Raw genomic sequence first — 12,263 nt, 5'->3', positions numbered from 1 at the left:
AGACGGGCCGACTGGCGGGTGCAGGCGCTGTCTTATTCGCTATCCAGCCGTGCTTGCGACAGCTCTTGTTCGAACAATGCATGGCCCTTGGCCCAGCCGCCACCCCAGACCAGATCCATGGTCTCGGCCAGCGCCTCCAGGCGCAGTTCGTCGAGGTCGCTGCGTGCATGCTCGGCCTGGAACAGGCGGTAGAGCGCGGCCTGGCTCATGCCTTCATCCCTGAGGGCATGAGCCAGTTTCTCCAACGCCGCCGCAGTCGGAGCCGGCTGACCTGGCTGCAAAGCTGCTTGCAGGCGTCTGGAAGGAATCATTTCAGCGCTTGCCTGTGCGCTTGGCCGTCCAGTAGCTGAATTCTTCCTTGCCCACTTCATAGTCCAGCTCCTGCAGCCGGGCCTGCAGGCTCTCCTGCACATCGGCCACGGCACGGTTGTAGATGCTGGGGCCTATTTCCGCGAGAAAGAAATTCAGCAGGGCACCGGATTGCATATTGCCTATGGGCTCGTCCATGTTTTCGCGGAAATAGCGTTCTATGGAGGCAATGGCCTGCTGCTGTGCGTGTTTGGGGAGTTCTATGCTCATCGATCAAGCTTTCTTGTAAAACTTCTTTCGCTTCAGGCGTCTGATTTCGTTTCAGCTGACTGGCTATCCTGTCTCGCAACAGGCGGCGTGACAGTGGCACTCTGCTTCGAGACTTCGGAACAAGCTCAGGGTTTGAGGCGGATATTGCTGCACCACATGCACTTATTATGTGCATGCGCTCATGTTGATGCACGTAGATGGCACGAATACGATGGCTGCTTCATCATTCGCAAGGAAAAGCCATGGCCCTCGCCATTCGAATCTACAGCTCAGGTGCACCCGAAGTGATGCAGCTCGAAGAGCTGGATCTGCCGTTGCCAGGGCCGGGCGAGGTTCTGCTCGAGCAGACCGCCATCGGTGTCAATCCTCTGGATGTCAATCAGCGCAAGGGCATGGTCCCGATTGCATTGCCTTCGGGTTTGGGCCTGGAGGGCGCGGGTATCGTGGCCGCAGTGGGCTCGGGGGTGTCGGGTCTGAAGTCAGGAGATCGGGTCGGCTACGCCACCGGTCCCTTGGGCGCGTATGCCAGTGCGCGCCTGTTTCCGGCTGATCGCCTGATCAGGCTTCCGGACGCACTGGGGGACGAAGCTGCGGCGTCGGTCCTGTTCAAGGGCATCACGGCCCAGTACCTGCTCAAGACCACCGGCCAGGTGAAGCAGGGCAGCCGCGTGCTGATCTATGGCGCTGCGGGGGCTCTGGGGCAACTGATGTGCGCGTGGGCAAAGCATCTGGGCGCCCAGGTTCTGGGCGTCGTCTCCAAGCCCGCCAGCGTGGAACGCGCCAAGGCGGCAGGCTGCGACCATGTGTTTGTCTTCGAGGCGCAGTCGCTGCCATCCCAGGTGCTGCAGGCCACGCAGGGCCAAAAGGTGGATGTGGTCTACGATTCCATCGGAAAAGACACTTTCTTCGCTTCGCTGGACTGCCTGCGACCCAGAGGGCTGATGGTGTCGTTTGGTGCCACATCGGGCCTGCCGCCTGCCGTCGAGGTAGGCGTGCTCAATGCCAAGGGCTCGCTGTTTCTGACCCGTCCGTCTCTGGCCGCGCATACGGCAACGACAGAGGAGTATCAGAGCCGTGCGCAGGACGTGCTGGATGCCATCGCAGCCGGCATACTCACGCCTCGCATATGGAAAAGCTACGCGCTCAAGGACGCAGCCCTGGCGCACGCAGACCTGGAGCAAGGACGCTCGCAAGGATCGATCATCCTCACTCCCTGAATCGCCACAGACACCATGGACATACTCGACAGTCAGCGCACGGATGAGCTCGCCACGTTGCTCGCACTGGCAGAGCAGGGTTCATTTGCCGCTGCGGGACGGTCTCTCGGGCGTCATCCTTCGGTGCTTTCCAAGCGCATGCAGGCTCTCGAGCGAAGACTGGGCGTGCGGCTGGTGGAGCGCACCACGCGTCAGCTGCATTTCACCAGTGAAGGCCTGCGGCTGGTCGAGAAGGTGCGTCAGGCCAGCGACCTGATTCGGGAGGCGGAGCAGGAAGCGGCGCAGGGTGCTCAGGAAACGCAAGGACGCCTGCGCCTGTCCATACCCGCTTCGATGGGGCGGCGCTGGATCAGTCCCATGCTGGCAGATTTTTCCCTGGCCTATCCGGAGGTCGTGCTCGAGGTGGAGTACAGCGACCGCATCGTGGACATCGTGGGAGAGCGTTTTGATGCCGCCATACGCATCGGCCATCTGTCGGACAGCCGGCTGGTGGCCACGCGGCTGTGCGATCAGTACCGCCTTCTGTGTGCATCCTCGAGCTATCTCGAGCGCCATGAAGCGCCAGACAGGCCTGCAGATCTCGTCCGTCACAACTGCCTGGGCTACACCGGCTTGCTGGATTTTCCGCAATGGCGGCTGGTTCAGCCGGCAGGAAAGAAGGTCGCCAGTGTTGCCGAATCGGTGCGGGTCAGCGGCTCCATCCTCAGCAACGACAACGAAGCTTTGCTGCATGCTGCAATCAAAGGTGTGGGCATCATCGCCGGCAGTGACTGGCACCTCATGCCTTCCATCCATGCTGGAGAGCTGGTCCGTATATTGCCGCAATGGACATTGGGGGAAGCCGGAGGCATCTACCTGGTGCGCCCATCGGGGCAGTACAACACGGGCGCCATGAAGGCGTTCAAGCAATGGGTGACCGAGGCCTTTGCGGCAGCGCCCTGGCGACCCGCAGACCGCTGAGGATCCCTGCCTGTCCCGCGGTTTCAGGGCGATGAGGACGGACCGCCCAATGTCTGGGACGCGGTTGCCGCGCGAGGATCAGGAGCCGCTCTTGCTTCCCAGCCAGGCAGCGCTATTGAGAAAGAAGCGTACCAGCTCGCTTTGACGGCGGGCGCCGGTCTTGGAGAAGATGGAGCGCAGGTGAGCTCTTGCAGTATTGAGGCGAATGCCCAGCGCTTTGGCTGCTTCCTCCAGCGTCAGGCCATGGGTCAGCTGGATCACCAGCGCGGTCTCCGAAGATGTGAGCTGAAACAGCTGCTGGGCCAGGTGCGCTGACGGATCGGCCTTGTCATCGGTGTTGCGCATGAACACCGCGACGCAGGGACGGCTCTTGGCCTCTGCGTTGTCACCCGAGGAAATGCTCTGGACGACAAGCCCCCAATTGAGCTGACCCGAAGGACGGGCAATCGAGATGCCTTCGGTCATGACGGACGCCGATGCCAGGGAGGACAGCAAGGCATCCTTGACCAGTCGCTGGAGCTTTCGGTTGTCGCTGGCATATTCAGCCTCCAGCATGCCGCCGGAGATCCTGAGTCCATCCTGAGCATCGAGAATGCCTTTGGCCGCAGGATTGCTTTCCAGCACTTGGCCATTCTGGTCCAGGATGACGACACCCACCATCAAGCGAGCCGTGACAGTGCTGTACAGCGACATGACCTGGCGATCATGGTGCAGCGCCAGATGCATGTTCAGCGCACGGCGGATATGCGGCATGATCATGCGCCCCAGATCCAGATCCCGCTGGCTGAAGGCCGGTTCTGATTCGGGGCGCGTGATCCGCAGGCCGTAGACACTGCCATCGGTGGTCACGATATCGGCAGCCATTACATGGAAAATATTGTGCACACGGCACCAGTCCTTGTAATAGACGCTGCTGCGCCATTCGCTCTCGGACATCAGGTCGGGAATGGTCTTGAATTGCTCCTTGGGCATGCCAAGGAATGGACTGTGCTCGCTGTAGACATCGTGCGTAAGCAAGCCCTCGAGCCCTCCGGATGCGGTGACCACCAAACCGATATTGTCCCCCTCGGTCTGGCGGATGATCAGCACCGCAAAATTGCTGCGCATATGTGTGCGAATTACCTCCAGGCAGGGAACCCAGGCCTCCGGCAAAGAAGCCGCATCGTAGAGGTGGTTGATGAATTCGCTGAAGCGCTCCGCACTGATCAGCTCTGTTGCCTCTGGGTTCGGGATCTCGGATGTCGAGCCATCCTTGATTGCAAAAGTCATTGAGGCTTGTGCGTAATCGATGGGTTTCAGTTTGCCGTAGGTGGGGCTCATTGCATTGACCTCTTGCTGTCTTGCATTATCAGTGCCCGTCATCGGCTTGCCTCTTTCAATGCCGTCGTGTGAACGACACAAAGCCATCTGGCAGCTCTTGAACGGAGCGGTGTGTAGTACATGTTCCAGCAAACCGAGCATCGAATGTGCGGTGAACCTGTCCAGCAACCAATTCAACGCGCCCCTTTGTGATCTCTGGCGCACTCATGCAATGAGCGGCGTGCGCCCGTGCGCCCGTGCGCCCGTGCGCCAGGCGCTGCCGGCGATGGTGGCCTGAGCGCACGACAACACTGGCCTATTGCACGGCTTCGTCCTGTTCGGCCAGAAAGCCGCCGCTCTGGTGCGCCCAGAGCTTGGCGTAGATGCCGCCACGCTGCAGCAGTTGCTGGTGCGTGCCTTCTTCCACGATATGGCCTTCGTTCATGACGATCAGGCGATCCATGGCCGCGATGGTGGACAGGCGGTGGGCAATGGCGATCACGGTCTTGCCGTCCATCAGCGAGTCCAGGCTTTCCTGGATGGCGGCTTCCACCTCGCTGTCCAGCGCGCTGGTGGCTTCGTCGAGCAGCAAAATCGGAGCGTCCTTGAGCATCACGCGTGCAATTGCCACGCGCTGGCGCTGGCCGCCCGAGAGCTTGACGCCGCGCTCGCCGACCTGAGCGTCATAGCCGCTGCGGCCCTTGAGGTCGGTCAGCGTGGCGATGAAGTCAGAAGCCTCTGCCTTGTCGGCAGCGGCATGCATGTCGGCTTCGCTGGCGTCGGGGCGACCGTAGAGGATGTTGTCGCGCATGGAGCGGTGCAGCAGCGAGGTGTCCTGCGTCACCATGCCGATGGCGCTGCGCAGGCTGTCCTGCGTCACGCTGCGGATGTCCTGGCCGTCGATGGTGATGCGCCCGCTTTGCGGCTCGTGAAAGCGCAGCAGCAGATTGACCAGCGTGGACTTGCCCGCGCCCGAGCGTCCGATCAGGCCGATGCGCTCGCCGGGACGGATGTGCAGGTTCAGATGGTCCAGCACCTTTTTGCCGTCCGCCTTGTAGCCAAAGCTCACATCCTCGAAGGCAATCGCTCCTCGCGTGACCTGCAGCGGCTTGGCGTCGGGTGCGTCGACGATGGTGCGCGGCTTGGTCAGCGTGGTGATGCCGTCCTGGATGGTGCCCACGTTCTCGAACAGGCCCGTCATCTGCCACATCACCCAGTGCGAGTAGCCCATCAGTCGCAGCGCCATGGCAATCACGGCAGCCACCACCCCGGCGGAGGCCTGAGCCTGCGTCCACAGATAGAGCGCCGTTCCGCCGCTGCCCAGCAGCAGCAGGGCAATCATCAGGTGGTTGGTGATCTCGAACAGGCTGACCAGACGCATTTGCGCATAGCCCGTGGCCTTGAAGGCCTCCATGGCATTGCGCGCATATTCGGCTTCGCGGCGTGTGTGGGCAAACAGCTTGACGGTGGCGATATTGGTATAGGCATCGGTGACGCGGCCCGTCATCATGGAGCGCGCATCGGCCTGCTCCTTGCCGATCTGGCCCAGGCGCGGCACGAAATAGAAGCAGGCGCCGGCATAGGCGACGAACCACAGCGCAAACGGAATCATCAGCCGCCACTCGAAGCTGGCCGCCAGAATCAGAATGCCGATCATGTAGACGCCCACGCCCACAAACACGTCCACCACCATGAACACCACTTCACGCACCGACAGCGCGGTCTGCATGATCTTGGTGGTGATGCGGCCGGCAAACTCGTCCGCATAGAAGGACATGCTCTGGCCCAGCATCAGCTTGTGGAACACCCAGCGCAGCCGCATCGGGAAGTTGATGGCCAGCACCTGGTGCATCACGGTAGTGTGCAGGGCCAGCAGCGCCACGCTGCCCAGCAAGATGGCGGCAATGCCCAGCACCGTGGCCTGCTGTTCGGCCCAGAAATTGGCGGGCGAGACCGTGCCCAGCCAGTCCACCACGCGGCCCATGATGGCGAAAAGCACTGCTTCATAAGCTGCCAGCAGTGCCGAGGTAAGGGTCATCAGACCAATCCAGCCGCGCATGCCTTGCGTGCAGGCCCAGACAAAGGCAAAGAATCCCTTGGGCGGAACCTTGGGCTCCTGGCCGGGATAAGGGGCTACCTGTTTTTCAAAAAATCGGAACAAGATGGAAATACTCCCGTGTCATGCTTGTGGCATATCTTGTCCCCATGGTATGGGAGTGCCCTGGTTTGGTGTCAAGCGGACTCGATGACCGCTTGTCCCATGGGCCATTGGCATGGGCCGATGACCGGGCGGCGAACTCGGGCTAGGCGCAAGGTGCGCGACGGGCATGAAAAACGCCGCATCTTGTGCGGCGTGGCAGGAAAGCGCGCGGCGCGATCAGGCGTTGGGCAGGAAACCTTCCACCGACAGATAGCGCTCGCCCGTGTCGTAGGCAAAGCCCAGCACCCTGGCGCTGGGCGGCAGCTCGGGCAGCTTCTGGGCAATGGCGGCCAGCGTGGCGCCCGAGGAGATGCCGACCAGCAGGCCTTCCTCGCGAGCGGCGCGGCGCGCGTATTCGCGTGCGGGCTCGGCCTCCACCTGAATCACGCCGTCGAGCAGGCTGACGTCCAGATTCTTGGGCACAAAGCCGGCGCCAATACCCTGGATCGGGTGGGGCGCGGGCTGACCGCCGGAGATCACGGGCGATGCCGCGGGCTCCACCGCATAGACCTTGAGGTTGGGAAACTTGGCCTTGAGCACCTTGGCCACGCCGGACAGGTGACCGCCCGTGCCCACGCCGGTGATGAAGGCATCGATGCCGTCGGGGAAGTCGCGCAGGATTTCCTGGGCCGTGGTGGCCTCATGCACGGCCACGTTGGCGGGGTTTTCGAACTGCTGGGGAATCCAGGAGCCGGGCGTCTGGGCGGCCAGTTCCTGGGCGCGGGCGATGGCGCCCTTCATGCCTTTTTCCTTGGGGGTCAGGTCAAAGGATGCGCCATAGGCCAGCATCAGGCGGCGGCGCTCGATGCTCATGCTCTCGGGCATGACCAGGATCAGCTTGTAGCCCTTGACGGCCGCGACCAGGGCCAGGCCCACGCCGGTGTTGCCGCTGGTGGGCTCGATGATGACGCCACCGGGCTTGAGTGCACCGGATTTCTCGGCGTCTTCCACCATGGACAGCGCAATACGATCCTTGATGGAGCCGCCGGGGTTGCTGCGCTCGGACTTGATCCAGACGTTGGTATTGCTGCCGAACAGACGGTTGATGTGAATGACGGGCGTGTCGCCAATCGTTTGCAGAATGTTGTCAGCTCTCATCGGACCTCCGCGAATAAGGGATGGTGGGACAGTGGATCGCAGCGCAGGCGGTCTGCGCAGACACAGAGCATTGTGCACGCAAGCGTTGTGCGAATGGGCTATATCGATATGACCCGAAAAGTGGGCAAGGCCCCGGGCGATGATTAACATCGGCCCATGAATCTACGGTTTCTGGAAACCTTTGTGCTGCTGGCCGAGCTGCGCAACTTCCGCATGACGGCCGAGCGGCTGTTCACCACACAGGCCGCCGTCTCCAGCCGCATCGCGACGCTGGAGCAGGAGTTCGGCGTGCGCCTGTTCGACCGTGGCGTGCGCGAGGTCACGCTCACGGCCGACGGCGCCAAGGCCCTGGTGCATGCCGAGCGCATGCTCAGGCTGATGCGCGAGATGCGCGAGGACATGCTGGACAAGCAGGCCTATGCGGGCGTGATCCGCATCGGCGCCATCGAATCTATCGTGCACAGCTGGTTCCCCGACTTTCTCGCGCTGCTGCAGCAGCGCTATCCGAGGCTGCAGGTGGAGATTGCCTGCGACACCACCATCCACATGTCGGAGCAATTGCTCAAGGGTCAGCTCGATGTCTCGCTGCAGGCCAAGCCTGTATCCGGCGGCGCCATTGCCAATCTGTCGCTGGGCGAGTTCGCCATGGCCTGGGTGGGCAGCCCCAAGCTGGGCATAGGCGACGAGACCCTGAGCCTGGCCGAGCTGGCGGCTTTTCCCATCATGAGCTTTGCACGCGGCTCCGAGCCGTATGCGGTGATCGAGCAGCTGTTCAGCGCCGAAGGTAACGCCACGCCGCACATGAACTGCATTGCCTCGGTGGCGACCATGATCCGCGTGGTCTGCGACGGTCTGGGCGTGGCGGCTGTGCCGCCGGCCATCATCCAGCGCGAGCTGGCCGAGCAGCGTCTGCGCCTGCTGCGCGTGGATCGCGAGTTCCCCTCGCTGCCGCTGGTGGCCTGCTGGCGCAACGATCACCAGAACCCGCTGGCCGAAACCGTGGTGCGCGCCGCCGAAGAGGTGGCCACGGCGTTTGCTCTGAACCATGGCCAGGCCGTGGCGCGGCTGCCGGGCACCCGTCTGGCAGGAGATGCATAGAGCGCAGGAGCAGGCACAGATGGTGCGGGCGCCAATGCCTGCCGTGCATTAGGGTGGGCTTCTATACTGAATAAAAAAGGAGCTGCTAGCGCCTGATACATATCGATTTCAGAGTGTTTTCTATCTGAAATCGATTGCAGTCAAGCGCTTGCAGCTCCTGTTTTTTTGCTCCGCAATCAGGCCCAGGCCAGCAAGTCCTCTACGGCCAATGCCACCGACAGCAGGCGTTGGTCCTGACCGGCCGTGCCGGCCAGGCTCAGGCCCACGGGCGCTTCACCCGCGCGGTGGCAGGGTAGAGACACCGCGCAGCCGTCGAGGAAGTTGATCAGCGTGGGATTGCGCAGCATCAGCCCGTTGGCCGCGAAATAGGCTTCGTCGCTGGCCTGCAACTCGGCAATCTTCGGCGCGATCACGGGCACCGTGGGCATGAGCATCAGGTCGTGATCGGCCATCTGCGCCTGGACGCGGGCAATCCACTGCTGGCGGAGTGCCAGCAGCTCGATATAGTCGGCCGCACTGATGTCCTTGCCGCGCAGAATGCGTGTGCCCACGCGCGGATCGTATTCGGCGAGGCGCCCGGCACCGTCGATATGGCTGCGGTGCCAGGCCCAGGCCTCGGCGGCGGTGAAGCCGCCCTTGGAATTGATCTGCGCAAGCTCGGAAAACGGCTGCACCACGGCCTCGGTGATCTGCACGCCGGCCGCGTACAGCAGCGACAGCGCACGCTGCCAGGCAGCGGCCACGGCGCTGTCCATGCCGTCCAGCACCACATTCGTGGGCGCCAGCAGGCGCAGGCCCTGCAGCGAGGCCGCGCGCAGCTCACCATGCGATTGGCCCGACAGCACCGCGTCCAGCGCGGCGCAGCAGCGCACGCTGGGCGCCAGCGGTCCGATGGAGTCGAGGTTGGCAGACAGCGGCAGTACGCCCTGCATGGAAACGCGCCGCGCCGTGGGCTTGAAGCCGGTCAGGCCGCACAGCGCCGAGGGAATACGCACCGAGCCACCGGTGTCCGAGCCGATGGCGGCCAGCGCCATGCCGTCGGTCACCGAAATGGCCGCGCCCGAGGACGAGCCGCCGGGAATGCGGCCGCCGTCGATATCACGCTGCCAGGGATTGCGCGGCGTGCCGTAGTGCGGATTCAGCCCCAGGCCCGAGTAGGCGAACTCGGTCATATTGGTCGTGCCCACGATGACCGCGCCCGCGCGGCGCAGACGCTGCACGACTTCGGCCGTCTGCGTGGCGGGTGCGGCATCGGCCAGCAGCCTGGAGCCGCCCAGCGTGGGGTGGCCGGCGATGTCGAACAGATCCTTGACCGAGATGGGCAGGCCTTCGAGGGGCGAGCGTGCCAGGCCGGCTGCGCGCAGCACGTCGCTGGCGCGGGCTTCGGCCAGGGCCTGCTCGCGCAGCACGCGCGTGAACACGCGCGGGCCTTCGCCTTGGGCGGCGCGCTCCAGGGCCTGCTCGGCCAGTTGCACGGCGCTGCTCTGGCCTTGGGTCAGGCGCTCGGAGACCTGGTCCAGGCGGGGAGAGACTGAAGTCATGGGTAGCTCCGTGTTCAGGCGACGATGTCCAGCAGCTCGCTGCGGTAGCGGTGGCGGATGCTGCGCTGGCTGCGCGGGTCGTACAGCTCCATGGCGAACTGCGTGGCAGGGCGTATGCCGCCGATGGCGGCCATGGTGCCGCAGGTCATGCCGCTGCCTTCGGGCAGCTGGCTCTGGCCGCCGGTGTAGCCTGCGATCAGGTCCTGGGGCGTGCGCAGGCTGGCCAGCGTGCCTTCCTGGTACAGCACTTCGCGGCCGTCCTCCACGATCCACGAGCGCAGGACCAGCTCATCCCAGTGGCCGGCCACATCGGCAAAGCGCCAGGCCTGGGTGGCCACGGGCTTGATGCAGGCCTGCTTGGAGAAGGCCACGCTATAGGCTTCGAGCTTGCGGTCGGTGTGGTCCGAGGCCAGGCTCACGAACATCTCGCCGTCATGGCTGAAGACGAAGACCTCGGCCTCGCCCGAGGAGTCCGGGCCCAGCACCTGTAGCAGGCTGCTCTGGCTCAGCTGGTTGCTGGCGATGCGGTAGTACAGCGGCACGGCGCTGGGGCGCGGAATGCCGAGCGCGGCCAGCTCCTCGATATGGTGCTCGATGGCCGCATGGTCGCGTCCGGCCCAGCCGGCGACGATCAGGGTGTCGAAGATGGGGGCCAGGGTCTGGCCTTCGGGGGTGGTGAATTGCAGTTGCATGGCGGAAAGCTCAAAAAGGGGAAGGCGGGGCCGTGGGCCCCGCAAAGCGGCGCTGCGCGGGCAGCGTCAGGCGATCACTGCTTCTTGACGAAGAGCACGACCAGGAAGGCGGCGAGGAACTCCAGCGCGGCCACGAAGTACAGCCCCGAGGACAGCGAGCCGGTGCTGGTCTTGAGCGCGCCGATCATGTAGGGCGCCACAAAGCCGGCCAGGTTGCCGATGGAGTTGATGAGGGCGATGCCGCCAGCGGCCGCCGTGCCGGCCAGAAAGGCCGAGGGAATGGACCAGAACACGGGGAAGGCGGCGAGGATGCCGACGGAGGCCAGCGTCAGCGCGCACAGGGCCAGCACGGCGTTGTGCAGGAACATGCCTGTCAGGATCAGGCCTGTGGCAGCGATCAGCGCGGGGATGGCGCTGTGCATGCGGCGCTCGCCGGTCTTGTCCGAATGCATGCCGTTCCAGACCATGGCCAGCGTGCCGGCGAGAAAGGGAATGGCCGAGATCAGACCGATCTGCAGATTGTTCTGGATGCCGATCTCCTTGATGATGGACGGTGACCAGAAGGCGATCGTGGCGTTGCCGCTGACGATGCAGAAGTACACGGCGGCGCACAGCCAGACACGGTAGTTGCGGCAGGCATCGGCGAAGGAGTGCTGCTTGTGGCCTTGCTGGCTCTCCTGGGCGACGGCGGCGGTGACGGCGCGCTGCTCGGCGGCGCTCAGCCACTTGGCGTTCTCGGGCTTCTCGGGCAGCCAGGCCAGCACGAAGAAGCCGGCGATCACCGAGGGAATGCCTTCAAGGATGAACAGCCATTGCCAGTTGGCCAGATGGCCCACGTCCTGCATGCCGTTCATGATGGCGCCCGCGATCGGGCCGCCCACGGCGCCGGCGATGGCGAACGAGGTCATGAACAAGCCGTTGATGCGCGCGCGGTGGCGGGCCGGGAACCAGTAGGTCAGATACAGCACCACGCCGGGGAAGAAGCCCGCCTCGACCACCCCCAGGATGAAGCGCAGCACATAGAACATGGTGGGCGTGGTCACATAGGCCATGGCCATGGAGGCCGCGCCCCAGAGGATGGTGATGCGCGCCAGCGTCTTGCGTGCGCCGATCTTCTCCAGCAGCAGGTTGCTGGGCACTTCGAACAGGAAATAGCCGATGAAGAAGATGCCGGCACCCAGGCCGTAGACGGCCTCGCTGAACTGCAGGTCCTGCAGCATCTGCAGCTTGGCGAAGCCGACGTTGACGCGGTCTATCCAGGCCAGGACAAAGAGAAAGACCAGAAAGGGGATCAGGCGCCAGGTGATCTTGCGGTAGGTGGCGTCCATGTCGGGGTGCGCGTGCGCACCGGCATGGCCGGCAAGAGGGTGGGTGGCGGAAGCCGGGCTGCTCATGGGGAGTCTCCTGTATGCGAAAGTGCAGCGGGCACATGGGGCGCTTTTGCTGGCGCTCCTGTGTGTCTTGGAACATGGGGATGCGGCGCGGGCCGGTGTTCCTGTGGCGGCAGTATCGAAAGGCAGCGAGGGGCTGTCCAACAAGAAATTCTGAGCGGCCCTGAATGCAAATTCTTATGAGCAGA

At 63.8% G+C, this 12,263-nt stretch carries 11 protein-coding genes; 3 read left to right on the top strand and 8 right to left on the bottom strand.

Annotated features, from left to right (window positions below; translation table 11 throughout):
- Window positions 1–32 precede the first annotated feature (32 nt).
- Window positions 33–311, bottom strand: coding sequence for a hypothetical protein (locus CTATCC11996_RS23245; RefSeq protein ID WP_003081207.1), 279 nt, complete (start codon window positions 309–311; stop codon window positions 33–35).
- A gap of 1 nt (window position 312) precedes the next feature.
- Complete coding sequence (locus tag CTATCC11996_RS23240; protein WP_003081203.1) at window positions 313–579, bottom strand: DUF2164 domain-containing protein; 267 nt, start codon at window positions 577–579, stop codon at window positions 313–315.
- A gap of 242 nt (window positions 580–821) precedes the next feature.
- Here CTATCC11996_RS23240 and CTATCC11996_RS23235 point away from each other — a divergent pair, with 242 nt between their 5' ends.
- Together CTATCC11996_RS23235 and CTATCC11996_RS23230 are read left to right on the top strand one after the other, a co-directional pair.
- A complete protein-coding gene (locus tag CTATCC11996_RS23235; protein WP_003081200.1) occupies window positions 822–1,796 on the top strand; it encodes a quinone oxidoreductase family protein in 975 nt (324 codons plus the stop codon).
- 15 nt (window positions 1,797–1,811) lie between these two features.
- Window positions 1,812–2,756: a LysR family transcriptional regulator gene (locus CTATCC11996_RS23230; protein WP_003081198.1), complete on the top strand. Its 945-nt coding sequence runs from the start codon at window positions 1,812–1,814 to the stop codon at window positions 2,754–2,756.
- 78 nt (window positions 2,757–2,834) lie between these two features.
- Here CTATCC11996_RS23230 and CTATCC11996_RS23225 read toward each other — a convergent pair whose 3' ends face one another.
- From CTATCC11996_RS23225 to cysK, 3 genes are all read right to left on the bottom strand, one after another.
- Window positions 2,835–4,076, bottom strand: a complete 1,242-nt coding sequence (locus tag CTATCC11996_RS23225; RefSeq protein WP_034350170.1) for a helix-turn-helix transcriptional regulator — start codon at window positions 4,074–4,076, stop codon at window positions 2,835–2,837.
- A 295-nt stretch (window positions 4,077–4,371) separates the two neighbouring features.
- A complete protein-coding gene (locus CTATCC11996_RS23220; protein WP_003081192.1) occupies window positions 4,372–6,216 on the bottom strand; it encodes an ABC transporter ATP-binding protein in 1,845 nt (614 codons plus the stop codon).
- A 216-nt stretch (window positions 6,217–6,432) separates the two neighbouring features.
- Entirely contained in the window at window positions 6,433–7,353 is a 921-nt protein-coding gene (cysK, locus tag CTATCC11996_RS23215) for a cysteine synthase A (protein WP_003081189.1), read from the bottom strand.
- A 156-nt stretch (window positions 7,354–7,509) separates the two neighbouring features.
- Here cysK and CTATCC11996_RS23210 point away from each other — a divergent pair, with 156 nt between their 5' ends.
- Window positions 7,510–8,451, top strand: a complete 942-nt coding sequence (locus CTATCC11996_RS23210) for a LysR family transcriptional regulator (protein ID WP_003081186.1) — start codon at window positions 7,510–7,512, stop codon at window positions 8,449–8,451.
- Window positions 8,452–8,627: 176 nt separating this feature from the next.
- On the opposite strand, the gene CTATCC11996_RS23205 is transcribed toward CTATCC11996_RS23210, so the two are convergent.
- The 3 genes from CTATCC11996_RS23205 to CTATCC11996_RS23195 all read right to left on the bottom strand — a co-directional run bounded on the left by CTATCC11996_RS23205 (window position 8,628) and on the right by CTATCC11996_RS23195 (window position 12,078).
- Window positions 8,628–9,992, bottom strand: coding sequence for an amidase (locus CTATCC11996_RS23205; RefSeq protein WP_003081184.1), 1,365 nt, complete (start codon window positions 9,990–9,992; stop codon window positions 8,628–8,630).
- A gap of 14 nt (window positions 9,993–10,006) precedes the next feature.
- Window positions 10,007–10,684 carry a DUF2848 domain-containing protein gene (locus tag CTATCC11996_RS23200; protein WP_003081182.1) on the bottom strand — a complete coding sequence of 226 codons (678 nt, stop codon included), beginning with the start codon at window positions 10,682–10,684 and terminating at the stop codon, window positions 10,007–10,009.
- Window positions 10,685–10,758: 74 nt separating this feature from the next.
- Window positions 10,759–12,078, bottom strand: coding sequence for an MFS transporter (locus CTATCC11996_RS23195; RefSeq protein ID WP_003081179.1), 1,320 nt, complete (start codon window positions 12,076–12,078; stop codon window positions 10,759–10,761).
- Window positions 12,079–12,263: the final 185 nt, after the last annotated feature.

The organism is Comamonas testosteroni ATCC 11996 (assembly GCF_000241525.1).
Taxonomy (GTDB): Bacteria; Pseudomonadota; Gammaproteobacteria; order Burkholderiales; family Burkholderiaceae_C; genus Comamonas; species Comamonas testosteroni.
This window is presented reverse-complemented; position numbering and strand designations above follow the sequence as displayed.